Source organism: Halobaculum roseum (assembly GCF_019880245.1).
Lineage (GTDB): Archaea > Halobacteriota > Halobacteria > Halobacteriales > Haloferacaceae > Halobaculum > Halobaculum roseum.
In genome coordinates this window covers 1,196,503-1,220,729 of record NZ_CP082286.1, presented here as the reverse complement: position 1 = coordinate 1,220,729, position 24,227 = coordinate 1,196,503, and the positions used below count along the sequence as shown (strand labels likewise).

The 24,227-nt window shown below is 71.2% G+C and carries 28 protein-coding genes; 13 read left to right on the top strand and 15 right to left on the bottom strand.

What is annotated here, in order from left to right:
* Nucleotides 1–59: 59 nt before the first annotated feature.
* The gene (locus tag K6T36_RS06165) at nucleotides 60–200 is read right to left on the bottom strand and encodes a hypothetical protein (RefSeq protein WP_222923067.1); all 141 of its coding nucleotides are present in this window, start codon (nucleotides 198–200) and stop codon (nucleotides 60–62) included.
* A gap of 215 nt (nucleotides 201–415) precedes the next feature.
* On the opposite strand from K6T36_RS06165, the gene K6T36_RS06160 reads away from it, so the two are divergent.
* The 5 genes from K6T36_RS06160 to K6T36_RS06140 all read left to right on the top strand — a co-directional run bounded on the left by K6T36_RS06160 (nucleotide 416) and on the right by K6T36_RS06140 (nucleotide 4,163).
* Nucleotides 416–787, top strand: coding sequence for a DUF8134 family protein (locus K6T36_RS06160; protein ID WP_225935195.1), 372 nt, complete (start codon nucleotides 416–418; stop codon nucleotides 785–787).
* 47 nt (nucleotides 788–834) lie between these two features.
* A complete protein-coding gene (locus tag K6T36_RS06155; RefSeq protein WP_222923066.1) occupies nucleotides 835–2,601 on the top strand; it encodes a nitrite/sulfite reductase in 1,767 nt (588 codons plus the stop codon).
* A gap of 9 nt (nucleotides 2,602–2,610) precedes the next feature.
* Nucleotides 2,611–2,898, top strand: a complete 288-nt coding sequence (locus tag K6T36_RS06150) for a DUF6360 family protein (RefSeq protein WP_222923065.1) — start codon at nucleotides 2,611–2,613, stop codon at nucleotides 2,896–2,898.
* 101 nt (nucleotides 2,899–2,999) lie between these two features.
* The gene (locus K6T36_RS06145; protein ID WP_222608559.1) at nucleotides 3,000–3,236 is read left to right on the top strand and encodes a hypothetical protein; all 237 of its coding nucleotides are present in this window, start codon (nucleotides 3,000–3,002) and stop codon (nucleotides 3,234–3,236) included.
* Nucleotides 3,237–3,293: 57 nt separating this feature from the next.
* Entirely contained in the window at nucleotides 3,294–4,163 is an 870-nt protein-coding gene (locus K6T36_RS06140) for an HpcH/HpaI aldolase family protein (RefSeq protein WP_222923064.1), read from the top strand.
* Nucleotides 4,164–4,176: 13 nt separating this feature from the next.
* Here K6T36_RS06140 and K6T36_RS06135 read toward each other — a convergent pair whose 3' ends face one another.
* From K6T36_RS06135 to K6T36_RS06125, 3 genes are all read right to left on the bottom strand, one after another.
* Nucleotides 4,177–4,353 carry a DUF8178 family membrane protein gene (locus tag K6T36_RS06135; RefSeq protein ID WP_222923489.1) on the bottom strand — a complete coding sequence of 59 codons (177 nt, stop codon included), beginning with the start codon at nucleotides 4,351–4,353 and terminating at the stop codon, nucleotides 4,177–4,179.
* Between the two features lie 100 nt (nucleotides 4,354–4,453).
* Nucleotides 4,454–4,978 carry a DUF1684 domain-containing protein gene (locus K6T36_RS06130; RefSeq protein ID WP_225935216.1) on the bottom strand — a complete coding sequence of 175 codons (525 nt, stop codon included), beginning with the start codon at nucleotides 4,976–4,978 and terminating at the stop codon, nucleotides 4,454–4,456.
* A gap of 277 nt (nucleotides 4,979–5,255) precedes the next feature.
* Nucleotides 5,256–5,858, bottom strand: coding sequence for a DUF7282 domain-containing protein (locus K6T36_RS06125; RefSeq protein WP_222923062.1), 603 nt, complete (start codon nucleotides 5,856–5,858; stop codon nucleotides 5,256–5,258).
* Nucleotides 5,859–6,094: 236 nt separating this feature from the next.
* Here K6T36_RS06125 and K6T36_RS06120 point away from each other — a divergent pair, with 236 nt between their 5' ends.
* The gene (locus K6T36_RS06120) at nucleotides 6,095–7,384 is read left to right on the top strand and encodes a threonine synthase (protein WP_222923061.1); all 1,290 of its coding nucleotides are present in this window, start codon (nucleotides 6,095–6,097) and stop codon (nucleotides 7,382–7,384) included.
* A 20-nt stretch (nucleotides 7,385–7,404) separates the two neighbouring features.
* On the opposite strand, the gene sucD is transcribed toward K6T36_RS06120, so the two are convergent.
* The 3 genes from sucD to K6T36_RS06105 all read right to left on the bottom strand — a co-directional run bounded on the left by sucD (nucleotide 7,405) and on the right by K6T36_RS06105 (nucleotide 9,825).
* Nucleotides 7,405–8,274: a succinate--CoA ligase subunit alpha gene (gene sucD, locus K6T36_RS06115; protein ID WP_222923060.1), complete on the bottom strand. Its 870-nt coding sequence runs from the start codon at nucleotides 8,272–8,274 to the stop codon at nucleotides 7,405–7,407.
* Entirely contained in the window at nucleotides 8,271–9,416 is a 1,146-nt protein-coding gene (gene sucC / locus K6T36_RS06110; protein WP_222923059.1) for an ADP-forming succinate--CoA ligase subunit beta, read from the bottom strand. The genes sucD and sucC overlap by 4 nt, the downstream gene beginning before the upstream one ends.
* 124 nt (nucleotides 9,417–9,540) lie before the next feature.
* Nucleotides 9,541–9,825, bottom strand: a complete 285-nt coding sequence (locus K6T36_RS06105; protein ID WP_222923058.1) for a hypothetical protein — start codon at nucleotides 9,823–9,825, stop codon at nucleotides 9,541–9,543.
* 127 nt (nucleotides 9,826–9,952) lie between these two features.
* Between K6T36_RS06105 and K6T36_RS06100 the strand changes: the two genes are divergently transcribed.
* On the top strand, nucleotides 9,953–10,915 hold the full coding sequence (locus K6T36_RS06100) for an NADPH:quinone reductase (RefSeq protein WP_222923057.1): 963 nt from the start codon (nucleotides 9,953–9,955) through the stop codon (nucleotides 10,913–10,915).
* Nucleotides 10,916–10,994: 79 nt separating this feature from the next.
* Here the strand turns inward: K6T36_RS06100 and K6T36_RS06095 are convergent, their stop codons facing one another.
* Nucleotides 10,995–13,355: a bacterio-opsin activator domain-containing protein gene (locus K6T36_RS06095; RefSeq protein WP_222923056.1), complete on the bottom strand. Its 2,361-nt coding sequence runs from the start codon at nucleotides 13,353–13,355 to the stop codon at nucleotides 10,995–10,997.
* Nucleotides 13,356–13,548: 193 nt separating this feature from the next.
* Here K6T36_RS06095 and K6T36_RS06090 point away from each other — a divergent pair, with 193 nt between their 5' ends.
* A complete protein-coding gene (locus tag K6T36_RS06090) occupies nucleotides 13,549–13,890 on the top strand; it encodes a DUF7344 domain-containing protein (RefSeq protein WP_222923055.1) in 342 nt (113 codons plus the stop codon).
* Nucleotides 13,891–13,965: 75 nt separating this feature from the next.
* Here the strand turns inward: K6T36_RS06090 and K6T36_RS06085 are convergent, their stop codons facing one another.
* Together K6T36_RS06085 and K6T36_RS06080 are read right to left on the bottom strand one after the other, a co-directional pair.
* A complete protein-coding gene (locus K6T36_RS06085) occupies nucleotides 13,966–14,112 on the bottom strand; it encodes a DUF7563 family protein (protein WP_222608548.1) in 147 nt (48 codons plus the stop codon).
* A 105-nt stretch (nucleotides 14,113–14,217) separates the two neighbouring features.
* Nucleotides 14,218–15,132, bottom strand: coding sequence for an HhH-GPD family protein (locus K6T36_RS06080; protein WP_222923054.1), 915 nt, complete (start codon nucleotides 15,130–15,132; stop codon nucleotides 14,218–14,220).
* Nucleotides 15,133–15,268: 136 nt separating this feature from the next.
* Here K6T36_RS06080 and K6T36_RS06075 point away from each other — a divergent pair, with 136 nt between their 5' ends.
* Together K6T36_RS06075 and K6T36_RS06070 are read left to right on the top strand one after the other, a co-directional pair.
* A complete protein-coding gene (locus K6T36_RS06075; protein WP_222923053.1) occupies nucleotides 15,269–15,589 on the top strand; it encodes a hypothetical protein in 321 nt (106 codons plus the stop codon).
* A 103-nt stretch (nucleotides 15,590–15,692) separates the two neighbouring features.
* The gene (locus tag K6T36_RS06070) at nucleotides 15,693–16,028 is read left to right on the top strand and encodes a ribbon-helix-helix protein (protein ID WP_222923052.1); all 336 of its coding nucleotides are present in this window, start codon (nucleotides 15,693–15,695) and stop codon (nucleotides 16,026–16,028) included.
* Nucleotides 16,029–16,107: 79 nt separating this feature from the next.
* On the opposite strand, the gene K6T36_RS06065 is transcribed toward K6T36_RS06070, so the two are convergent.
* Together K6T36_RS06065 and K6T36_RS06060 are read right to left on the bottom strand one after the other, a co-directional pair.
* Nucleotides 16,108–17,457, bottom strand: coding sequence for an aminotransferase class III-fold pyridoxal phosphate-dependent enzyme (locus K6T36_RS06065; RefSeq protein ID WP_222923051.1), 1,350 nt, complete (start codon nucleotides 17,455–17,457; stop codon nucleotides 16,108–16,110).
* A 145-nt stretch (nucleotides 17,458–17,602) separates the two neighbouring features.
* Nucleotides 17,603–18,889 (bottom strand): MgtC/SapB family protein, encoded by a 1,287-nt coding sequence (locus K6T36_RS06060; RefSeq protein ID WP_222923050.1) that lies wholly within the window; start codon nucleotides 18,887–18,889, stop codon nucleotides 17,603–17,605.
* Nucleotides 18,890–19,010: 121 nt separating this feature from the next.
* Here K6T36_RS06060 and K6T36_RS06055 point away from each other — a divergent pair, with 121 nt between their 5' ends.
* On the top strand, nucleotides 19,011–20,240 hold the full coding sequence (locus tag K6T36_RS06055) for an AI-2E family transporter (RefSeq protein ID WP_222923049.1): 1,230 nt from the start codon (nucleotides 19,011–19,013) through the stop codon (nucleotides 20,238–20,240).
* Nucleotides 20,241–20,366: 126 nt separating this feature from the next.
* Here the strand turns inward: K6T36_RS06055 and K6T36_RS06050 are convergent, their stop codons facing one another.
* Entirely contained in the window at nucleotides 20,367–20,645 is a 279-nt protein-coding gene (locus tag K6T36_RS06050; protein WP_222608541.1) for a PadR family transcriptional regulator, read from the bottom strand.
* A gap of 296 nt (nucleotides 20,646–20,941) precedes the next feature.
* Between K6T36_RS06050 and K6T36_RS06045 the strand changes: the two genes are divergently transcribed.
* Nucleotides 20,942–21,223, top strand: a complete 282-nt coding sequence (locus K6T36_RS06045) for an amphi-Trp domain-containing protein (protein ID WP_222923048.1) — start codon at nucleotides 20,942–20,944, stop codon at nucleotides 21,221–21,223.
* A gap of 204 nt (nucleotides 21,224–21,427) precedes the next feature.
* Here the strand turns inward: K6T36_RS06045 and K6T36_RS06040 are convergent, their stop codons facing one another.
* Both K6T36_RS06040 and coxB read right to left on the bottom strand, forming a co-directional pair.
* Entirely contained in the window at nucleotides 21,428–21,574 is a 147-nt protein-coding gene (locus K6T36_RS06040) for a hypothetical protein (RefSeq protein ID WP_222608539.1), read from the bottom strand.
* Nucleotides 21,575–21,780: 206 nt separating this feature from the next.
* On the bottom strand, nucleotides 21,781–22,596 hold the full coding sequence (coxB, locus tag K6T36_RS06035; RefSeq protein WP_222923047.1) for a cytochrome c oxidase subunit II: 816 nt from the start codon (nucleotides 22,594–22,596) through the stop codon (nucleotides 21,781–21,783).
* Nucleotides 22,597–22,827: 231 nt separating this feature from the next.
* Here coxB and cyoE point away from each other — a divergent pair, with 231 nt between their 5' ends.
* Nucleotides 22,828–24,222 (top strand): heme o synthase, encoded by a 1,395-nt coding sequence (cyoE, locus tag K6T36_RS06030; protein WP_222923377.1) that lies wholly within the window; start codon nucleotides 22,828–22,830, stop codon nucleotides 24,220–24,222.
* Nucleotides 24,223–24,227 lie beyond the last annotated feature (5 nt).

Genomic DNA, 24,227 nt, shown 5'->3' with positions numbered 1-24,227 from the left:
ACGATCCCACCTATGAAGGGAACAGACGGAACAGCGTCCTGCCAACTACACCAGCAGCCTTACTCCGCCTCGTCGGCGTCCTCGTCCTCGGAGAGGTGCTCCCACACCTCCGCGCAGCCGCAGCCGTCCTCGAGATCGTCGAGATGAGAGGTGTCGACTTCTTCGTCGCCGTATCGGTCGTCGGTCGTCTGTTCTGCCATCACTACACTACAGATACCCCACTACCATAAGCCACGTCGCACGGTCAAGCGTGACCGACGCTCCCCGGTCGAGGATGTTGTTGCCGCTATTCGGGACGGCTGGATCGCGGCGATCCGAACGGAGGCGGGCGATCCCCGCCGCCGTCGGCGTCACCGGAACCGTCGGCCGTTGCGTCCGGCGACGGGGGTATGTCCGTCCACCGCCTCGATACCGTATGAGCGTCGCCCTCCGCGTGCTCGACGACGGCGCGTGGGTGTCCGTGAACGACGAACGCCGGGTCAGCGTCAGCGAACTGTGGCGCGTCGCCGGCGGCGACGATCCGGTGTGCGCCTGCGACTGCGCCGACTACGTCGTCGAGGGCTTCACCGACGTGGGCGTCGACGGCCGCACCGTGACGGCCGACGTGTACGGGCAGTGCATCCGGTGTGGACAGGCGGCGACCGTCCGGGGGCTCCCCGTCGGGCGGATCGTCGACGGCGAGTTCCGTTCCGTCGCGGGCGAGGCGGTCCGGTTCCCGGACGGCGCCCTCGGCGCGCCGGCGGCCTCGCAAGCGTTGCCGGTTCCCGACAGCGTCGGGGAGGATTGACGCGGAGGCGCGCTTTAGGGTCGTCGGGCGACTGTGTTCGTCCACGAATGCCCACGGACGTCGAAAACTGGAAATCGGAGGTGTACGGCAACGAGATCAGGGAGCACCTGATGGAGTTCGCCGAGGAGGGGTGGGAGTCGATCCCGGAGGACGAACACGACGCCTGGTTCGAGCGCTTCAAGTGGTGGGGGCTGTACCACCAGCGGAACGGCCAGGAGAGCTACTTCATGATGCGGATCGGGACGCCCAACGGCGTGCTGAAGCCGGGGCAGGTCGAGGTCGTCGCCGATATCGCCGACGAGTACGCCCGCGGCCCCGCCGAGAACCCCGAGTTCGGCGACGCGTACGTCGACTGGACGACCCGCCAGTCGATCCAGCTCCACTGGATCCGCCTGGAGGACGTGCCCGAGATCTTCGAGAAGCTGGAGGCGAACGGGCTGTCCACCCAACAGGCGTGTGGCGACTCCTGGCGCAACATCGTCGGCTGCCCCGTCGCCGGCAAGGACTCCAACGAGTTCGTCGACGCGCTGCCGGTCGCGATGGACCTCAACGAGACGTTCAAGGGCAACGACGAGCACTCGAACCTCCCCCGCAAGTGGAAGGTGAGCGTCACCGGTTGCGAGGAGGGCTGCGGCCAGGGCGACATCAACGACCTCGCGTTCGAGCCGGCCGAGAAGGACGGCGTCAAGGGGTTCAACGTCCGCGTCGGCGGCGGCCTCTCGCGCAACGAGCCGCGGCTCGCCCGTGACATCGACGTGTTCGTCCCGCCGGAGGACGCCGACGCGGTCGCGGGCGGCATCTCGGCGCTGTTTCGCGAGTACGGCGACCGCGAGGACCGCTACAACGCCCGGATGAAGTTCCTCACCGACGAGTGGGGGACCGAGAAGATCCGCGAGACGCTCCAGGAGGAGTTCGTCGACTTCGAGCTCCAGCACGCCGGCGAGGACCTGCGCGACGAGTACACGTACAACTCCGGCCGCAACGACGCGGGCCACCACGACCACGTCGGCGTCAACGAGCAGAACGACGGCGACTACTACGTCGGCCTGAACGTCCTGGTCGGCCGGATGGGCGCCGACGACACCCGAGAGCTCGCCCGCATCGCCGACGAATACGGCTCCGGCGAGGTCCGCGTCACCCAGCGCCAGAACGTCATCGTCACCGACGTGCCCGAGGAGGACCTCGACGCGCTGCTCGCCGAGGACCTGCTCGACACCTACGAGCCGGACCCGCACACGTTCATGCGCGGCTCCATCGCCTGCACGGGGACGGAGTTCTGCTCGCTGTCCATCGTCGAGACGAAGAACCGGCAGGTGCGGTACGCCCGCTGGCTCAAGGAGAACGTCGAGGTGCCCGACGGCGTCGAGGACTTCCACATCCACCTGTCGGGCTGCACCGCCTCCTGCGCGCAGCCGCAGATCGCCGACATCAGCCTCCGCGGCATGAAGACCCGCAAGGACGGCGAGCCGGTCGAGGCGCTCGACATCGGCCTCGGCGGCGGCCTCGGCGCCGAGCCGCGCTTCGCCGAGTGGGTCGAACAGCGCGTGCCCGCCGACGAGGTTCCCGGCGCGATCGCGAACCTCCTCGCCAACTTCGAGGAGCGCCGCGAGGGGGACGAGTCCTTCCGCGACTTCGTCGAGCGGACCGACGAGGAGACGCTCGCCGAGCTCGTCGAGCCCGAGGAGACCGCCTACGAGGACCCGTACATGCACAACACGAAGATGACGTGGTACCCGTACGCCGACGAGGACGACATGGACGCGTCGCCGGCGCCGGCGCGCGCCGACGGCAGCCCTATCCCGTCGGACGACTGAGGGCCGCCCATGCCCGACCGGCTCATCCGCGTCAACGCCTACACCACCTTCGACCTGCTCGACGGCCACGCCCGCGGCCACGGCTTCGAGGAGGAGGCCGTCGCCGTGTTGAACGTCACGGCGCCGCGGGAGAACCCCGACCACGTCACGCTCGAACTCGAACTCGACAACACCGGACTGACCGAACTCCCGGCCCACGCCGAGGGGGTAACCCTCTCGGCGGCCGAGGCGCGCGAGCTCGCCGACGAACTCGAGACGTACGCGGGCCGCGTCGAGGCGGCCCAGGACGACGAGTAGCCGCCCCGACGGCCGCGCGACGAACGGTCGACGCGCACGGCGTTCTCACCCCCGAGAGCCGGGGACGAACGCTTTTGTGACCCCGACGGCGAGTCGCCCCCATGTGGGTACGGGAGCGCGACGCCGTCGACTACCTGGGAATCTCCGCCGTGACGCTGATCGCGTGGGTCCACTTCCCGTACCGCTTCTTCGTGTACACGCAGATCCACTACGCGGCGTGGTGGCTCCAGCGGTGGATCGACCAGTCGCCCGCCGAGGTTATCGCGGTCGCCGTCGTCGTCGTCGCCGTCGCCGGCGGCGCACTCCTGGCCGGCATCGTTCGGTCGGCGTCGGCATAGCGGCAGCGGAGTGCGGGTTCTGCCGGATTGATGTCCCGTCGGCGAGGAGCGGTTCGCATGACCGACGACTCCGGCCTCGCGGGCCTGCGCGCGACCCTCCGCGAGCGCCCCGCCGGCCACTGGCTGTCGACGCCGTCGCCGCAGATCGCCGAACAGCTCGCGCTCACCGACGCCGACTTCGTCGTGATCGACACCGAACACGCGCCGACGGACACCGAGTCCGTGGAGGCGGCCGTCCGCGCGGTCGACGCAGCGAACGCCCGCGACGGTCCGGGCGGCACCGACGCCCGCGGCAACGACGACGCCGACGCCGAGCCGAACGCCGCCGGCGACACGAGGGACGCGAACGCCGCCGGCGACACGGCGGCCGTGGTCCGGGTCGCGTGGAACGACCACGTCCGGATCAAGCGCGTCCTCGACACCGGCGCGGCGGGCGTGATGGCGCCGCAGGTGAACACCCGCGAGGAGGCCGAGGAGTTCGTCGCGGCCGCGCGCTACCCGCCGGAGGGACGCCGCGGCGTCGCGGGCACGCGCGCGTCGGCGTACGGTCGCGACCTCGACGACTACTACGGGCGGGCGAACGACCGCGTCGCGACTATCGCCCAGATCGAGACCGAAACGGCGGTCGCGAACGCCGGCGACATCGCCGCCGTCGACGGGCTCGACGCGCTACTCGTCGGCCCGGCCGACCTCTCGGCGGACCTGAGCGTCTTCGGCGAGTACGACTCCGAGCGGTTCCTCGCGGCCGTCGAGCGGGTGCTCGCGGAGAGTTCGGTGCCGGTCGGCACGCTCGCGACCTCGCCCGCGGAGATCGACCGCTGGTCGGAGGTGGGGTACGACTACCAGATCGTCGGCGTCGACGCGGGGTACGTCGGCGCCGGCGCGGCGGCTGCGCTGGAGCGGTACGCCGCGGACGAGGAGGAGTGAGTCGGGGGCCGGATCAGACCGCGCGACCGGGTTCGCTCGTCCCGACCAGGTAGGTTCCGTAGGTGAGCAGTGCCGCCGCCGGGACCAGCGCCCAACTCGCGAGCGACCCGGACTGGGGGCCCAGGCTCGGGAAGAACAGCACGGTGCCGACGAGCATGAGAACCGCGCCGAGGACGACCGTTCGTTGCATGGGCGCCAATGGGATCTCGCCCGTACTAAGGGTTACTTTTCGGCCGGTCGCGACTGCGCCCGCCTCACTCCAGCGTCGGGTACCGACTGCGCCAGCCGCCTCACTCCAGCGCCGGGTCGCGCTCGCCGGCGGGCACCGCGACCTCGAGCCAGTTGTCGGTCGGCGGCAGCGGGCAGGCGAACGCGTCCGCGAACGCGCAGAAGGGCGTGTACGCGAGGTTGAAATCCAGCGTCACCTCGTCGATCCCGTCGAGGTCGCCGTCGGGGTGGAGGTCCATGTACCGGCCGCCGTCGTACGTCTGCTGGCCGGTCGTCTTGTCCCTGAACGGGAGGAACAGCGCCGCCGAGCCGTCCGCACGCAGCGCCGTGAGCGTCTCCTCGACCTCGCCGCCGCCGGCGCTCGGGAGCGTGAACGACAGCGTCGCGACGCGGTGGAACCGCTCGGCGGTACCGTTGCGAACCGTCAGCTCGACCGCGTCGGGGTCGTCGTGCACCTCCAGGGACGCCGTCACGCGGTAGGCGGGGTCGGGCTCGAAGTAGTCGAGGCCGTCGAAGTCGTCGCGCAGCGACGGATCGAGGGGGGACTGGGGGTCGCTCGCGAGGAACTCGTCCTTCTCGTCGCGCATCCCGCGGAGGCGAGCGAGCCACTCGTCGTCCGCGTCGCCGCCGCCGTCGCCGCCGTCGCCGCCGTCGCCGCCGTCTCCGGCGTCAGCCGCGGGCTCTGCATCCGTCGCCGTCCCCGACCCGTCGGGAGTCTCGTCGGTCATACCCGTCGGTAGCCGGCGACGAGGGTTCAATCCCGCGTTCCGCGGTCGGACGGCTCGCGATCTGCTGGGATCTGGGTGCACAAAGGGAGCTCGCGTTCGGTGTCGATGCGTCGGTCCGGCGACGGGGTCGCGGACGTTACCGGCGCGCGAGCAGCGCGGCGCCGACCAGCGCGATCAGGGCCGCGGCGATCCCGAAGCCGGGACCGCTCGTCTCGGTGGGCTCGTCGGTCGCGGCGGTCGTCGCGGGCTCGTCCGACTCGGTCGCCGTCGCGGTGGCGGTCGCCGTCGCCGTCGGGGTGGCCGTCTCGGTTTCCTCGACGGTCACGTACGCGGTGTCGCCGATGGGCTGGCCGTTGTCGTTCGTGTACGGCGCGTCGGCGGAGGCGTTGAACGACTCGTCGCCGTCGTCGGCGCGGACCTCGGCCACGGCGACCTGGCTGCGCGAGAACTCGGGCGAGACCTCGAGGGTCACGTCCTCGTGGGTGCCGTTGTCCAGGTACTCGGAGACGCCGACGATGCCGCCGGAGGCGTTGTAGACGACGACGAAGCCGCCCTCGGGCAGCGTCGCCTCGGCGACGGTCACCGACTCGGCGCCGGTCTGGTCGTCGACGCTCACGTCGGCGGTGGCGTTGGCCGTCTGTGCGGTCGCGGTGCCGGCGGCGAGGCCGCCCGCGAGGGCGACGGCGCCGACCAGCACGGAGAGCAATACGAGCGCGGGGATCGTGGATCGTGCGTTCATGTGTAGGGAGGGCCCTCGGCGTCGGTGACGCCGGAGCTGACTCGCGATTCACGGCTCACACGAAAGAGTCCGTCGCTCCCGAACGCGAAAAGTTGGCATACGGCGTGGGGATCGGTGACGATATTCCGTGGCGGACGTGAGTCCCGTCGTCGGTCGATCACGGGGCCGTGCGTGGGTCGGCCGCCGTCCCGTCGAGGGGCGTCGGGCTTTTCCCGACCGCCCACCCGCGTTCGGACGTGCTCACCTGCGACGCCTGCGGCCGGACCGCCGAGTCGGGCCAACGGTGTGACGACTGCGGCGAGCCGCTGTGGTTCGACACCGACCCCGACGGGGTCGCGTGGCCCGACCGCGACGGCGTGTGGGCGTTCGGCGACCTCCTCCCGGTCGAGCCGCCCCCGGGCGGGCTCGCGGCGGCCGCCGGCGCGACGCCGCTGGTTCGCGCGCCGGGGCTCGACGCGGACGGCGCCCGCGTCCACGTGAAGATCGAGGGAACGAACCCGACCGGCTCGTTCAAGGACCGCGGCAGCGCCGTCGGCGTCGCCGCGGTCGCCGGGGACGACGCCCCCGACGCCGTCGGGACGGTCTCCCACGGGAACATGGCCGTCTCGATGGCGGCCCACGCCGCGGGCGCGGGCCTCGAGTGCGTCGTGCTCGTCCCCGCGGACATCTCCGCGGCGCGGCTCCGACGGATCGCCGCGTACGACCCGCGGATCGTCCGCGTCGACGGCGACTACGGCCGCCTGTATCACGACGCGCTCGCGCTCGGCCCCGAGGCGGGGATCGCGTTCGTCAACTCCGACTCGCCGCTGCGCGTCGCCGGCCAGAAGACGACCGTTCTGGAGGTCCTGCGGGCGTTCGCGACCGGCGAGGCCGGCGCTGGCGGCGGTGGCGGCGAGGCCGGCGCTGGCGGCGGTGGCGGCGAAGCCGGCGGTGGCGGCGGGGGCGAGCGCGGGACCCCCGAGGCCGCCCTCGACGCGCCCGACGCCGTCGTCATGCCGATCAGCAGCGGCGGCCACGCCAGCGCCGCCTGGAAGGCGGTCCGCGAGGCGACCGCGGCGGGACTGATCGACGACCCGCCGCGGCTGTACTTCGTCCAGGCGGCCGCGTGCGCGCCGGTCGCGGCGGCGTTCGAGCGCGGCGACGACGCGGTGACCAGGCTCGAGCGCGGGGAGGTCGGCGAGACGGTCGCCTACTCCATCGCCAACCCCGACCCGCCGAGCGGGACGCGCGCGCTGGCGGCCGCCCGCGCCACCGACGGCGCGGTGCTCGCCGTCGACGACGGCGCGATCCACGCGGCCCGACGCGACCTGGTCGCCGCCGGGATCCGCGTCGAGCCCGCGTCGGCGACGCCGCTGGCGGGACTCCGGCGGCTCCGCGAGCGCGGCGCGGTCGACGCGGGCGAACACGTCGTCCTCGTCGCCACCGGCGCCGGATACGGCGGGGACGACCGCGGGACGGAGGCGCCGGCCGCCGAGACGGTCGCCCGCGGCGACCTGGCGGGCGCTCTCGGGGTCGACGACGGGTGAAAAACGGGGGAACGAAGCGTCTAGAGGAAGTCCTCGATGTGGTCGGCGACCTCGTTGGGCGTGTCGCCGACGGGGACGCCCGCGTCGTTGAGCGCGCCGATCTTCGACTCGGCGGTGCCGGTGCCCGAGCCGGAGACGATGGCGCCGGCGTGGCCCATGCGCTTGCCCGGCGGGGCGGTGCGGCCGGCGATGAAGCCGGCGACGGGCGTGTCCATGTTCTCGGCGATGTAGCGGGCGGCCTGCTCCTCGTCCTCGCCGCCGATCTCGCCGCACATCACGACCGCCTTCGTGTCGGGGTCGGCCTCGAAGGCTTCGAGGGCGTCGACGAAGGAGGTGCCGATGATCGGGTCGCCGCCGATGCCGATGGCGGTGGTCTGGCCGATGCCGCGCTCGGTCAGGTTCGAGACGACCTGGTAGGTGAGGGTGCCCGAGCGGGAGACGAGCCCCACGTCGCCGGACTCGAAGATGTTGCCCGGGAGGATGCCCAGCTTCGCCTCGCCGGGGGTGATGATCCCGGGGCAGTTGGGGCCGAGCAGGCGCGTGTCGACCTCCGAGAGGCGCTTGTTCACCTTCGCCATGTCCTGGGTCGGGATGCCCTCCGTGATGGCGACGACGAGGTCGAGGTCGGTGTCGAGCGCCTCGAAGACGGCGTCGCCGGCGAACGCCGGCGGGACGAACACGACGGAGGCGTCGGCGTCCTCGGCGTCGACGGCCTCGTCGACGGTGTCGTAGACGGGGACGCCGGCGACCTCCTGGCCGCCCTTGCCGGGCACCGCGCCCGCGACGACGTTCGTGCCGTACTCCAGCATCTGTTCGGTGTGGAACTTCCCTTCCCCGCCCGTGATGCCCTGCACCACGACGCGAGTGTCGTCGTCGACGAAGATACTCATTGGGTCACCTCCTCCGCGTTCTTGACCGCACGCTGAACCGCGTCCTCGAGCGTTCCCTCGACCTGCACGAGGTCCTCGTTGAGGATCTCCATCCCCTCTTCGGCGTTCGTCCCCGCCAGGCGGACGACCACCGGCTTGGGGATCTCGTCGAACCCTTCGAGCGCCTCGTTGATCCCCTTGGCGACCTCGTCGCCGCGGGTGATCCCGCCGAAGATGTTGAAGACGACCGAGTCGACGTTCTCGTCGGAGAACACCATGTCCAGCGCCTGCGTGACGCGCTCGGCCTTGGCGCCGCCGCCGATGTCGAGGAAGTTGGCGGGCGCGCCGCCGTAGTAGTCCACGAGGTCGAGCGTCGTCATCACGAGCCCGGCGCCGTTGCCGATGATGCCGACGTTGCCCGACAGGCGGACGTAGTCGAAGCCGTACTCGTTGGCCTTCGCCTCCAGCTCGTCGCCGGCGGCCTCGTCCTCCATCTCGGCGAGGTCGGGCTGGCGGAACAGCGCGTCCTCGTCGATGTTCATCACCGCGTCCGCGGCGACGACCTCCCGGTCCGAGGTGATCATGACGGGGTTGATCTCGATCTCGGAGGCGTCCTTCGACTCGTACAGGTCGTACAGCGTCGAGAGGATCGAGGCCACGTCCATCGCCACGTCGCGCGGGATGCCGGCCTCGAAGACGACCTTCCGGGCCTGATAGGAGTGCAGGCCGAAGGCGGGGTCGATGTGCTCGCGGGCGATCTTCTCTGGCGTCTCCTCGGCGACCGACTCGATGTCGACGCCGCCCTCGGTGGAGACCATCGCGACGGGCTCGCCCTCGCCGCGGTCCATCGTGATGCCCACGTACAGCTCGTTCTCGAAGTCGACGCCGGCCTCGACGAGGACCGTGTCGACGGTGTAGCCCTTGAGGTCCATCCCCAGGATGGACTCGGCGGCCTCGCGCGCCTCCTCGGCGCTCGTGGCGATCTCGATGCCCCCAGCCTTCCCACGTCCGCCGACGTGGACCTGCGCCTTGATGGCCGCCGGGTAGCCGATCTCGTCGACCGCGTCCATGACCTCCTCGACGGTGGACGCGAGCCGCGAGTCCGGGGTCGGGATCCCGGCGTCGGCGAAGACCTGCTTCGCCTGATACTCGTGAAGTCTCATGCGTGTGGATAGCAGCCACTCGGGGGGTTAAATCCCGCCGATTCCGGTCGCACTCGCGGCGACGCCCGTGTCCGTCCTCGCGGCGGTGTCCGGGGCCGGCCCGCCCGGTTCAGCGACCGTCGGCTCACCCGGCGGTCGCCTGGCCGACCGCGGCGAGCACGAGTCCGACGGCCGCCGCGAGGCCGGACCACTGCACGAGCGGACTGAGCGCGAACTCGTTACAGCCGTCGGTGTACCGCACCGTCGGCGGCATCCCCTCGACCGCGACGAGCGCGTACTCCGCCAGGCGCCGCGGCCCCGGACAGAACACCTCGGTGCCGCCCCACGCGACCCCGAACGCCACCGCCGAGACGAGACACGCGAACAGCCCGACCGCGAACGTCGTCGCGCCGAGGCGCCGGAGGGACATATCCGACGGCTACCGCGGCGGACGGTTTCACTCCACCGGTCGCCGGCGGCCGCGTCGCCTCCGTCGCCGCGGTGAGCGCGGTTCCGCCGCCGCCCGGAGTTAAGTCACCTCGGGGGGAGTACCGACCATGCGCGCGGTCCGATACCACGAACACGGCGACGAATCGGTGCTCCAGGTGGACGAGGTCGACCGGCCGGATCCGGCCCCCGACGAGGTGCTCGTCGAGGTCGCAGCGGCGGGGGTCAATCCGGTCGACACCTACTTCCGCGAGGGCTCCTACGAGCCGTACGGCCTGCCCGCGATCCCCGGCGTCGACGCCGCCGGAACGGCCGTCGAGGTCGGCGAGGCGGTCGAGGGGATCGAGGAGGGCGACAACGTGTTCGCGACCGGCCTGTCGGGGGCGATGCCCGGCGGCTACGCCGAGTTCGTCGCCGTCCCGGACGACCGGATCGCGGTGTTGCCCGACGGCGCCGACCTCGTCGCCGCCGGCGGCGCGGGCGTCGCCGCCGTCACGGCGTGGCGGGCGCTCGTCCAGCACGCGAACCTGCGTCCGGCCGAGACGGTCCTGATCCACGGCGGCTCCGGCGGCGTCGGCCACGCCGCCGTGCAGGTCGCCGCCGCGACCGGCGCGCACGTGACCGCCACCGCCGCGGAGGGGTACCACGACGACGTGGCGGCGCTCGGCGCCGACGCGGTGCTCGACTACAACCGCGACGACCTCGCGGAGGCGGTCGTCGACGCCGCCGACGGCGACGGCGTCGACGTGATCTTAGACCACCGGCTCGACCAGTATCTCGGCTTCGACGCCGAGGTCGCCGCCCAGGGGTGCCGGGTCGTCGGCATCGGCGAGAACGACCCCGCGATCGGGTTCCCCCAGTCGTCGGCCGCCCGCGGCAAGGACCTGAACCTCCAGCTCATGTCGATGTTCAACACGCCGAGCCTCGCGGACGCGCTCGCGGACGTGGCGTCGCTGTGGGGCGATGACATCGCGATTCGGGTCGCCCACAGCTACGACCTGGAGGGCGCCGCGGAGGCCCAGCGCGCCGTGCTGGAGGACAGCTTCCTCGGGAAGCTGGTGATCGAGCCGTAACGGAGGCCGCCGCGCTCTCGGAGTTCTCGGCGGGCCCGCTGCTCGCCGGTGCTCGACTGTCCGCGCGGCGGCGTGCCGCTCACCCGCCCTCGAACGCCGCCGCGAACACCGTGCGCTGGCACGTCCGGAGATGTCGGTGAAGCGTCGACCGCGCGATGTCGAGCGAGGAAGCCACCTCCTCTGCGGTCGCGTCGCGGGGCCACTCGAAGTAGCCGGCGTGGTATGCCGCCGACAGCGCCGCCCGCTGACGGTCGCTGAGGGAGTCGATCGGCGCAACCGCGGTGGCCGATCCGTCTGTCCCCGCCCGGGTCATCTGCCGTCGCTTCACCAACCTGACATCGGGGTACGTCTCGCGCATGGCGTCGATCACCCTGCGCGCGTCCGTGCTCGGGGAGAGCCGGACCGTCAGCCGGTAGTCCCCGTCCTCGATGACGGCGTCCTCGATCGACCCGCCGTGGGACGCGATCGCAGACAGCACCGGCAGGTCGGCGACGGAGAGTTCGAACCGCAGACCGTCGTCGGCGGAGCGGACACGGAGGTCCTGATACAGCGAATGCGAGTCGACGAGCGTCTCCAGCGTCTCGACGCCCGCGGCCGTCGTCCGGCCGAAGACGACGAACTCGTCGTCCCCCAGCGGGACCGCGTCGTCGAACCGGAACGGGTCGGGAGCGGCGTCGATCCCGGTCGGGGCGAACACGTCCTCGACGAGGAACGACAGCTCGACGACCTCGTCGCCCAACAGCGCCCGTTTGCGCTCGACGGCCGCGATCGCGTGGCCGACCACCTGGCCCAGTTTCCCGATCACCTCCCGTTCGCGCCCGACGAACGCCTCGCGACGCTCGGTGTACACGTTCAACACCCCGTAGACGGTTCCGCCGTGAACGATCGGGATCGCCGCCGACGAGCGGTAGCCGTAGGTCTCGACCTGGTCCGCCCACGGCTCCTGGCGCGGGTCGGCGGCGGCGTGGTCGGTCGTCTGGATCGTCCGCGTACGATACGCCCGACCGGTCGGCCCCTGCCCGTGCTCGTCGTCGGGGTCGATCGAGACCCAGGTCCCGTCGAGATACCCCTCGACGCCGGCCTCCGCTCGTGGGAGTATCTCCCGGCTCGCGGCGTCGGCGTCGCCGATCCACGCGAACAGATACGACTCGGAGGCGGCGAGGCGTTCGCAGACGGCGGTCTCGATCTCCGCGCGCGTCGATCGGTCGATCACCGCCTCGGTGATGTCGCGGACGACCCGGCTGACGCTGTCGAGCGCGACGAGCTGATCGCGTTGCCGGTCGAGTTCCCGCTCGTGGCGCGCCCGGTCGATCGACGACGCGAGCACGTTCGCGACAGCCCGAACGAACGCGGCGTCGTGGTCCGATCGGGTCGCCGGCTCGGTGTCGTGGGTTCCGAGGATCCCCCACGGCGACTCCGGCGGTCCGATCACCGTGGAGATCCCGCTGCGAACGCCGTGGGACGTGAGCAGTTCGGGGGCGTCGAAGCGGCTCTCCTCGCGGAAGTCCTCCACGACGACCGGCTCCGAGGTGCACAGCGTGTACGCCGCCTGGGAGCCGTCCTCGAGGGCCGACACCGTCGCCGACCCCACGACGCCGTCGTCCCAGCCGACTCCCTGTCGCACGCGCAGTTCCCCGGACTCGTCGTCCAGATCCAGCACCGTGCAGTAGTCGTTGTCGAGGGTCTCCGCGACGACGCGCGCGGCCGTCGCGAACAGGTCGTCGAGGTCGTCGGCCTCGAGCGCGTGCCGGCCGAGGGCGGCGACGGCCTCCTGCTGGCGGACCCGCTCCTCGAGCTCCCGCTGGTACTCGACGCGCTCGGTCACCGCCTGGGACATCCCCAGCGCCTCGAACACCTCGCCGTCGTCGTCGCGGACGGGGTAGAAGTGAAAGCGGTACACGTGGTCGTCGATCGCGGCCTCGTATTCGGACGCCTCGCCGTCGAGCGCCCGCTCGTACCCCGGGACCACCGCGTCGGCGACCTCGTCCGGCAGCGCCTCCCGGAGCGGCTCGCCGACGAGCGCGTCGGGCGTCACGTCCGTCTCGCCCTCGAGCGTCCCGCCGAAGGTCGTGTAGCGCATGTCGCGGTCGACGAGCGCGAGCACGCCGTTCGGGAACTGCTCGACGAGCGTCCGGTACTGGTGGCGCGTCGCCCCGCGGTCCGACTCGATACTCTCGATCGTCCCCGACCGCTCGGCCGCCCTGTCGGCGTCCGAGCGTGGCCCCTCGGGCGCCGGCGGACGCCACCAGACCCGGCCGCCGGATCCGACCTTCTTGGTCTCGAGGTGACCGGCCTCGGCGAGGCGGCGGAGCCGGTCGTACGCCGCCCGTCGCCCGACGCCGGTTCGGTTCGCGACCTCGCTCGCCGTCAACGGGTGCCCCCGTCCCGGGAACGACGCCAACGTCTCGCGCTGGACCTCCGAGAGCGGCTGCGGTCCCATATCGCACATCCCTCGATCCGAAGGGCTCTCAAGGTTCCGCCGGCGGAACACGCTGGTCGGTGAACTGGTAACCAATCGTGGGTACTCGTCGTCTCGTGAGTACGAAACGGACACTATCGGGCCGGTTGCCGCCCGCTCACGACCGACGTGTGTTGCCCGGGCGCTTACGCTCCGGGGGACCCTCCCTCGGACTATGCCCGCAGACGACGTGCTCCGCGGCCCGAGTGACCAGTCGGAGAGTCTCGACGAGCCGATCGGACGGTACCCGTCGACGGCGGCGCTTCCGGAGGACGAGCGGCACCGGGTGCTGGCGTCCGAGCGGCGGCGACACGTGCTGGGGATCGCGGCCGCGCGACCCGCGCCGATCCCCCTCGAGGCGCTCGCGGCCGCGGTCGTCGCCCGCGAGGACGCCGACCCGGCCGACGACGAGACGCGCGAACACGCCGTGATCTCGCTGCACCACGTTCACCTGCCGCTGCTGGACGATCACGGCGTGGTGGAGTACGACCCGAACGAACGGGAGCTCCTCGCGTAAGGACACGGAACGACCGGGTGGCGGAGAACGGCGACGAGACGGACGGCCGGCGACGTGAGTTCCCTCCCCGAACGGTCAGTTCTTCTTCGCGCGGACGGTCTTCCCGCGGCGCACCATGTCCTCGCAGTGGGGGCACGCGCGGGGCTGGGTGACGCCCTCGGGTTCGAACACTTTCACGTACCGTTCGGTGACGAACGATTGGCAGTTCTGGCAGGTGGGCATACAACCCCGGCGGGGCACCTCGAATAAACGAATTACGGTCGACGGACCCCGGGTCATGCGGTGGCACGTTCCGGTCGCCCGCGGTCCGCCGACTCCGAACGCACGCTATCGCCGCAGTCGGACCGTCGTTCCGTCCTCGCCGTCCGTCACCTCGACGAGGCCGTCGTCCGCCAGGTCGCCGACGAGCCCGCGGAGCCAGTCCTCGCTCCCCTCGCCGTCGCCCTCGGGGCTGTAGTCGACCCGGATGCGCGGGCCGAGTTCGCCGAGCGTCAACTCGTCGTGGTTCCCGAGCGCGCGTACGACCTTCCCGCGGAACTGCCGACGGCTCCCCTCGAAGCTCGGCTGCTCGGGCACGTCCGGCGCGGTGAAATCGCCCGTCTCGTAGGCGCGACACCACCGTCGCCACGGGCAGCCCGCCTCGTCACAACGCGGGGACTGTCCGCAGGCGACGCCGCCCAGCTCCATGATCGCGTTGTTCCAGACGCGCGATTCCCCCTCGGGCATCAGCGCGGACGCGGCCCCCTCGAACTCCGCGTCCTCGTCGGGGACGCCGAACGCGCGGTGGAGCACCCGCTTCACGTTCGTGTCGACCACCGCGTCGCCGTTGTCGAAGGCGAACGACGCGACCGCGTTGGCGGTGTAGGGCCCGACGCCCATCAGCTCCTGGAGCTCGTCGGGCTCGGTCGGGAACTCCCCGCCGTACTCGTCGCGGACCTGCGTGGCCGCCTCGTGGAGGTACTTCGCGCGGTTGTTGTAGCCCAGCGAGTGGTTCGACCAGAAGGAGACCACCTCGCCGCGCTCGGCGGCCGCGAGGTCCTCGGCCGCGGGCCACCGGTCGAGGAAGTCGGCGTACGCCTCCTCGACCCGCGAGAGCTGCGTCTGCTGGCTCATCACCTCCGAGACGAGGATCCGGTAGGGGTCGTCGGTGCGTCGCCACGGGAAGTCGCGGTGATCGTCTTCGTACCACTCGATCAGCGCCTCCCGCGCCGCGTCGGGGTCGTCGGGGAGGTGTGCACTCATTACCGGAACGGGGGACCGCCGGGCGAAAAGCGCTGACGGTCCCGGGCGTCGGTCTGCGGAGGGGGTCGCGGTCGGCGGAGGGGGTCGCGGTCGGCCCCCGAAACGCCTTTGTGGCGATCCGTGCGTGCATCCGCCGATGCGACATGACCTGGTCCTCGCCTCGCTGCTGGCCGGAATCGGCGTCGCCGTCCTCCCCGGCGTCCTCGCGTTCTACCTCGCCGCCGGGCCGTCGGTGTGGCTGGCGACCGGCGCCGCCGTCGCGGCGCTCGGGCTGGCGGTCGCCTACACCGCCGACGAACGCGAGGACGGCGCCGACGGAGCCAACGGCGACACCGACGGTGCCGACGGCGACGCGGACGGCTCGGCTCCCCCGAGGGTGAACTGTCCGGAGTGCGGCGCCCGCGGCGTCGCGGACGGGTCGAGATGCGAGTACTGCGGCGCCGCGTTCGCGGAGTGAACCGACGGTCGGCCCGGATCGGACGGATCGAATCGGACGGGTCGACCCGGGCGAACCGAACCGGAGCGTAACGGGTTTCCGCCGGCCGCGACACCCACCCACCATGAGCCTCGACGACCTCGACGACGCGATCACCGCGGAGTACGGCGACCTCGACGACGAGATCGGGGTCGAACTGGACCGCGAGACGAAACACGAGCTGTCGCTGCTCGCGGCGGCGCTCGGGACCGACCGCGACGAACTCGTCCGGCGGGGGATCCACGCGCTGTTCCGGCGGACGCTCGACACCGGCGACCTCGACTTCCACCTCCGGCAGGCGTTCGACGTGACCTACGACGAGTACCTCTCGGGGATGACGTACGACGAGATGGCCGGCGGCGCCGGCGGCGGGGCGGGCGACTACCCCGAACGAAGCGACGAGCGGCGCTACCAGCAGTAGCGACGGAGGAAGGGGACGGACGGAACGGCGGCGGACGAGAAAGACGCAACGGCGCGGGCGCCGGAGCGGTTCGACCGTCTCAGTTCACGTCGCCGGCGGCATCGATCAGGAGGTCCGCACCCATCTCGATCTCCCGTTCGGTCACGTCCAGCGGCGGCAGGATCCGGATCACCGTCGAGCCGCACGCGAGCGTGAGCAGGCCCCGGCGCAGCGCCGCCTCCTGCACGTCGTCGCGGAGGTCCGCGGACTCGAACTCGACGGCGAGCATCAGGCCCTTCCCGCGCACGTCGGTCACGCCGTCGAGGGCCGCGTCGCGAACGATCTCCTTGAACTGCTCGCCGCGGACGACCGCGTTGTCGAGCAGGTCGTACTCGTCGATGGCGCGCAGCGTGAACACGCCCTGGGCCGAGGCGACGATGTCGCCGGCGCCCCACGTCGACGAGAGCCGTGCGCGCTCGTCGGGGAAGGTGTCCTCGTTCGCGATCGTGGCGCCGACGCGCATCCCCTTCGCGCCGGTGATCACGTCCGGCTCGATCGGGTAGTGGTCCGACCCCCAGAACTCGCCGGTGCGACCCATCCCCGACTGGATCTCGTCGGCGACGAGGGGGATGTCGTGTTCGGCGGCGAGGTCGGCGACCTCCGCCATGAACGGCTCGGAGGGGAAGCGGTAGCCGCCCTCGCCCTGGATCGGCTCCATGATGATGTAGGAAGTCTCCTCGGGGTCGACGTGCCCCGTCTTCGGGTCGAGCTTCTCCCGCAGCAGCGACGTGTCGCCGTCGTCGACGAAGAAGCCGCACGAACACGTCTCGGGCGAACACGCGCGGTCGTCACAGAAGGGCACGTCGTGGATCCCGGGAACCTCGGGGAAGTCCCGGCGGTACACCGACTTCGAGCGGTTGAGCGAGAGCGCACCGAGCGTCCGCCCGTGGAACGCGCCGTCGAAGGTGACGCCGTACTTGCCGCCGCCGGAGGCGTCGTAGCAGACCTTGATCGCGTTCTCGACGGCCTCGGCGCCGGAGTTCGAGAGGAAGACGGTGTCGAGCCCGTAGCGGTCCGTGCGGTCGACGAGTTCGTGCATCAGGTCGGCGGGGCCGGGAAGCGCCGACTCCCCGGGATCGGCGCCGTCGGAGACGTAGAAGTCCTGCCCGGCGATCTTCGTCGGGTCGACCATGTCGAACTCGGCCATTCGGTCCGTGATCTTCGGGTTGTTGTAGCCGAGCGGCGCGGCGGCGACGTGGGAGGTGAAATCCAGCAGGACGTTCCCGTCCACGTCGGTGCAGAACGGCCCCTCGGCCTCGGCGGTGATGTCCCACACGAAGTCGTACACGTACGTCGACGTCGCGGCGACGTCCCGGTGGTAGGCGGCCCACTCGCGGGCGCGAGCGCCAGGCATCTCGGTGACGCTCACCTCGGCCGTGTCTCGGTCCATGCCGGTGGATGCGGACGGTAGATGATAAAACAGTGGTTCACTTGATACTGGTCCGGATCTGGACGGAGATCTTGTGGCAAATCCAATGCCGGGCGGTCGCGGGCGGCACGCGCTGTCGCCGGTCGCACGCGCGGCCGCGGACTGTTCACGCCATCGTCGCCGCGAGGGCGACGACCGCGGCGCCTGCGACGATCGCGAGGCTGTAGGCGGCCACGCGGCGCACGAACGCCCGCGGGCCGGCGAACGCCAGGGCGGCCTTCACCGCGACGCTGGAGACGGTCGCGAGCAGGACGGCGACGCTCGCGGCCTCGGCGCCGACGGTGCCCCCGCGGTACAACAGCACCGCCGAGGTGGTCGCGCCGGCCGAGGAGACCAGCCCCGAGACGGCCGCCGACGCGTACAGCCCGGCGGTGCCGAAGCGGGCCTGCGCGAGGCTGCTGGCGGCGAGGATGACGAGGAACGCCGCGCCGAACGCCAGCGCGTTGCGGAGCGAGAACGGCGACTCGATGGCGAGGTCGACCCGGGTACGCCAGTCGGCCGTCGCCGCCGCCACCGCGACGGCCCCGAGCGCGAGCGCGCCCAGCGGTGCGGCGACGCCCAGCAGGACGGGCGCGTCGCCGCCGACGGTGAACGCGACGGCGATCGCGAGGTTGCGCAGCGCCATCGCCGCGTCCGCCAACAGCACGCCGGCGACGGCGTACGACACCGACTCCGCCCGGTCGGTCGCGTGATCGAGCATCGTCCCGACGACCGCCGTCGAGGAGGCGAGCCCGCCCAGGAACCCGGTGACGGCGATGCCGCGGCCGCCGTAGGTGCGCACCAGCGCGTAGTTCACCATCCCGATGCCCGCGACGGTGACGACCATGAGCCACGCGACCCGCGGCTCCAGCGGGACGCCGAGCACGACCCGTTCGCCCGCCGGCAACACCGGATAGACGACGAACGCGAGGACGGCGAACTCGGTCATCGAGCGCAACTCCGTGCGCGAGAGGTCGCCCGCGAACGAGTGTAGCTCCCGCTTCAACACCAGCAGCGCGGCCGACACCACCGCGACCGTCACGCCCTCCACGACGGCGCCGACGGCGACGAGCGCCCCGACGCCGTACGCCGCCAGCAACGAGACCGACGTCGTGAGCGACAGCGACCCGTCGGCGCCGGTCCGAAGGCCGCTGACCGCCAGCAACACCCCCTGCACGATGACGAGGATCCCGCCGACCGCCAGCAGCGCGCCGCCGACGTCTGTCTCGATCGCCAGGTGCGTGAACACCGCGGCGACGAGGCTCGTCAGCGAGAACGTCCGGATCCCGGCGGACTTCTCGGACCACTCGCGCTCCAGTCCGAGGAACAGCCCCAGCGCCGCCGCCAGCGCCAGCCGGACGACCGGCAGCGACAGCGGATCCCCGACGACGCCCTCCGCACCCGTCGCGATCATGGCCTCAATATTACTCTATAGCGGTATATACTTCTTCGGGCGGGCCGGCCGCGAGCGCCCGCCGCTCCCGGGACGTGCGCTCCCGCGACACGCTTTTGTCGGCGGACGGAGGGGACAGGGTATGGCGCTCTCCGATGTCGACTGGTCGCGAACGGCGTGGTGGGGCATCGGCGCGGTGCTGGGAGCGGCGCTCACGTTCGTGGTGTATTCGTTCGTCGGGACGTTCGTGTTCGGGGTGTTCATCTACTACGCGACGCGCCCCGTCTACAACCGGATCCGCAAGCGGATCCCGCAGCCGAGCGTCGCCGCCGCGGTCGCCATCTTCGCCATGGTGCTGCCGGCACTGCTGCTCGCGGGCTATGCCCTGCTGATCGTCGCCAACCAGATCCGGGAGCTCGACATCGCGGGGAACGGCTACCTCGAACAGCTCCCGTTCACCCAGGACACCCTCGACATGCTGACCGACCCGTCGCAGGTCGCGGCGATCGACTGGCAGCAGTACGTCACGCTCGACACGATCGGCGGGGCGTTGAACTCGTTGGCGCAGGCGGCCGACACCGTCGCGTTCGTCGGGACCGGCGCGGTCCACCTGTTCGTCATGCTCGCGCTCGCGTTCTATCTGCTTCGCGACGGCGGACGGCTCGGCCGGTATCTCGTCCGATTCACCGACCAGGCGGGGATCGTCGACGCCTACGGGCTCGCGGTCGACCGCGACCTGAAGTCGATCTTCTTCGGAAACATCCTCAACGCGATCGTCACCGGCACGATCGGCGTGATCGTCTACTCGGTGCTCAACGTGTTCGCGCCCGAGGGCGGCGCCATCCCCGCGGCCGCGCTGGTCGGACTGATCGCGGGCGTCGCGAGCCTGATCCCGATCGTCGGGATGAAGCTCGTGTACGTCCCGGTCACGGCGTTCATGGCGGTTCGAGCGGTGGCGAACGATGTCACCGGAGGGCTGGCGTTCGTTGGCGTGTTCGCGCTCGCGTCGCTGGTCGTCGTCGACACGATCCCCGACCTCGTGTTGCGGCCGTACGTCTCCGGGCGCTCGCTCCACGTCGGGGCGGTGATGCTCGCGTACACCCTCGGCCCGCTGCTGTTCGGCTGGTACGGGATCTTCCTCATGCCGATCCTGCTCGTGTTGCTCGTGCACTTCGTCCGGATCGTCCTCCCGGAACTGCTCGCCGGGGAGCCGCTCCGGCCGTACGCGGTCGACCCCACACACCTCACCGCAGAGGGGCCGTCAGTCGTTCCCACGAAGTCGGACCCGGCCGCCGTCGAGGACGGCGGCGGGACCGAGGAGTCCCCCTCTCAGGACCGACAGCCGCCGGCGGAGGGGACCGACGAGGAGTGACTCGGCTATGGACGGGGAGAGGAGCGCGGGGGAAGAGAGAATCCGGCGAGGAGAGAACCCGGCGAGGAGAACATCGACGAACGGACCCCGACCGGGGAGCTCGACGGGGAGCGACCGGGCCGGCGCTCACTCGAGGTCGACGTAGCGCCCCTCCCACTCGCGGCGGGCCTCGATCTCCCGGCGCCCGCGTCGCGTGAGCGTGTAGAAGTTGGTTCGTTGGTCGCGTTGCCCCTTCTCGACGAGTCCCTTCTCGACGAGCGTGTCGAGGTTCGGGTACAGTCTCCCGTGGTGGATCTCCTTCTCGTAGTAGTCCTCGAGCTCCGCTTTGATCGCCAGCCCGTGCGGCTCCTCTTGCCCAGCGATCACGTACAACAGGTCACGCTGGAACCCGGTCAGGTCGTACATCGGTAATGTCCGGGAAACTGTTATTGTCGGACCGAAATAAACGTGCCGACGACCGGAACCGTCGTGTCCGCTCGTGAGGCGGGACGCTTCCGTCTCCCGTCGAGACTTCGGTAGTGTAGATGAACGGATACGTCGTTGCTCCTATCAGCGATCGAAGACGGGATGAACCCCGGATGCCGGCCGGCGATCCGGGCGAACCCGTACCGCCTCGCCGCCCGCACGACCGCCGTCGCGTCCGTTCCACGCGAACCCTTACGGCCGACTGGTTTTTCACCGCTCCCGACGAGTACCGTGATATGCCCGAAGAAGTGCTGTTCAAATCCGAGACCCGCCAGGACCGCAGCGAGATCGCCGCCCACCTCCGCGAGGTCGCCGCGAAGCTCGACGCCGACGGGGAGCTCACGCTGGCCGGCGGCGGCGAGTCGCTCACGATGGCGGTGCCCGCGACCGCGACGTTCGAGGTGAAGGCCGAACGGGAGACCGGCTCGGGGCCGGACGAGCTGAGCGTCGAGTTCGAGATCGAGTGGGACGAGGGCGCCGACGTGGATGCCGCCGACTCGGGGTTCTCCGTCGAGTGAGGCCGGTCCCGGTCATCGGCCGACGGATACGGCGACGGCTCGCGGCGTTGTCTCGCGGGCTCCGAGAACGAACGGGGGCGCGCCGCGGAAACACCCGCGGCGCGCCGCCCGGATCGGTCCCCGCTGACGCTTCGGCCCTCCAGACGAAGCGTCACCGATCGATACCGGCGGTACGGCGATAAAACTACCGGGCGGATCGATCTCTCACATGTGCTCCTCCTCGAGTACCCACCCGAGCGCGCGTTTGTAGTGGGTGAACAGCTCCCTGACGCCCTCGTGGCGCATCTCCTCGGAGTCCAACTGCTCGGCGAGATACTCGTACTGCTCTCTGATCTCCGCCTCGTCGCGCATGCCCGACCGTACGGTCACCGGCGACTTGAACGCGGGGGCGACACGGGCACCGACCGCGGAACCGTCGCGGCTGATCCTCCGGGGGAGCACGTGCGGGAGTCGGCGCCGGCGGCGACGAAACCGCCCGGGGCGTCGACGGCGGAGGTCGCAGACGGAACCGGCGGAGCGAAGGAACCGGAAGAACCGTCGATCCGGGAACGCGTCGGTTACGCGCCGAGGGCGGCCGGTGCCGGTGCGCTCAGCGACTCGCTCTCGGAGTCGTCCGACCCGGTCTGGTTGTCGACGAACTCGTCGTAGGTGCCCTGGTCGACGACGATGACGGTGAAGTACATGTTGGAGTGGGCGACGCCGCAGTACTCGGTGCAGTACCCCTGGTAGGTTCCGGTCTCCTGAGCGACGGTCTTGATCGTGATCTCCTGTCCGGGCACGGCGTCCTGCTTGAGTCCGAGCGCGGGCACGCTGAAGCCGTGGATCACGTCGTCAGAGGCCGTGGTGAAGAACAGGTCCTGCCCCTCGGGGACCACTATCACCGGCCCCTCGACCCCCTCGGCTTGTGGCACCACCGACGTGTCGATGTCGCTCGCGGTCAGTTCGCTGATGTTCGACGTCTGGTAGTTCATCCGCCAGTTCCACTGGTAGGCGACGGCCTCGACGTGGACGTCGCCGTCGGCGGCGTCGATCTCCTCGGGGCCGCCCGTGTAGGTCACGTCGGGGTTCGCCAGCACGCCGTAGGAGGCGACGCCGACGAACAGGAGGATGATCGCCGTCGCGACCGTCCACGTGATCTCGAGGCGCCGGTTCTCTCGGGTCGGCGCCGGCTCGTCGTTGTCCTTGAACTTCAGGACGGTGTAGATGAGAATGACCTCGACGAGCAACGTGATCGGGAGCGCGACGTACAACAGGTCCTCGTTCAGCCCGTTGATCAGCTCCGCCGTCGTCGATGCCTGTGCCGCGACCGGCGTCGCGAACAGCATCAACCCGGCAAGCCCGACCAGCAGGCTCCCCAGTCGCGTACGCGTCATTACAACCGCGGTTGGCGCAGGCCACGTAAATACCTACTGTTGTCGCTCGAAACACCGGATGGCGGGACCGTGTTCCGCGACTCGACCCGAACATCTTCCCGCCGATGAGCGCGCGCTCGCCGCGGCGATTCCGGCGGGTCGAGCCCGAAAAGCGCGGGGTTGATATGCGGCGGGTCGCAAGGTCGGATAGTGATATCGAAGCGGTTCCCGCCGCTGCTCGCGGCCGGCGCGATGGGGGTGTACCTGCTGCTCGTGGTGGGTGCGACCACCGCCGTCACCGACGCGGCCACGGCCTGTACGGCGTGGCCGGCGTGCGGTGACGGGTTCGCGCTTCCGACGGCGGAGGCCGGCTGGGTCGCGCTCGGCCACCGCGCGCTCGCGGCCGTCGTCGGCGTGCTCGTGCTCGCCACCGGCGTCGCCGCCTGGCGGGCCCGCCCGAGCCGTCGCGTCGCCGGAGCGCTCGCGGCATCGTTCCTCCTGTATCCCGTCCAGTCGTTGTTGGGGGCGTACGTCGCGACCGGCGGCCGCGAGACGCTCGCGGTCGTCGCGGGGGTTCCGGTGACGCTGTCGGTCGTCCACCTCGCCGGGGGCCTGGCCGTGTTCTTCGGGCTGCTCGCGGCGCTCGCGTGGGAGTTGGAGAACCGCACGGGCGACCCGGACGACGAGCCCGCGATCGGTGCCGACGGCCCGGCCCTCGCGGACGAGCCCCTCGACCCCGGGCCGCGCCCCGAGATCCCGTCGTGGCGGGAGGACCCGGTCCGGCGCGCCCGTCTCACGGCGGCGGCGTACTTCCGGCTCATGAAGCCGCGGCTGATGTGGCTGCTGTGTCTGGTCGCCAGCGCGGCGATGGCGCTGGCGGGCGGACCGGGCCTTTCGGTGCCGGTCGTCGCGGCGACGCTCGTCGGCGGGGCGCTCTCGATCGGCGCCTCGGGCACGTTCAACCACGTGTTCGAACGCGACATCGACCGCCGGATGCAGCGCACGAGCGACCGCCCGCTGGCGGTCGATCTGGTGTCGGTGCGCAACGCGGTCGCCTTCGGGCTGCTGCTCACGGTCGTCTCGGTCGGCCTGTTCGCGTGGGTGAACGTCCTCGCGGCCGTCCTCGGGTTCGTCGCGATCGTGTTCTACTCGGTCGTGTACACGCTCGTGCTGAAACCCAACACCGTCCAGAACACCGTCATCGGCGGCGCCGCCGGCGCGCTCCCCGCGCTCATCGGGTGGGCGGCCGTGACCGGCGAGATCGGCGTCGGCGGGCTCGCGCTCGCGACGCTCATCTTCCTGTGGACGCCGGCGCACTTCTACAACCTCGCGCTCGCGTACAAGGACGACTACGAGCGCGGCGGCTTCCCGATGATGCCCGTCGTGCGCGGGGAGACGGCGACGCGGCGCCACATCGTCTGGTACTTCGGCGCGACGTCGGCGGTCGCGGCCGGGATGGTCGGCCTCGGCCGGCTGGACTGGCTGTACGCGCTCGCCGGCGCCGTCGTCGGCGCCGTGTTCCTGTGGGCGATCGTCCGCCTCCACTACGAGCGCGACGAGTCAGCGGCGTTCCGCGCGTTCCACGCGTCGAACGCCTACCTCGGCGTCGTCCTGCTCGCCGTCGTCGTCGACGCGCTCGCGCTGTGACCGCG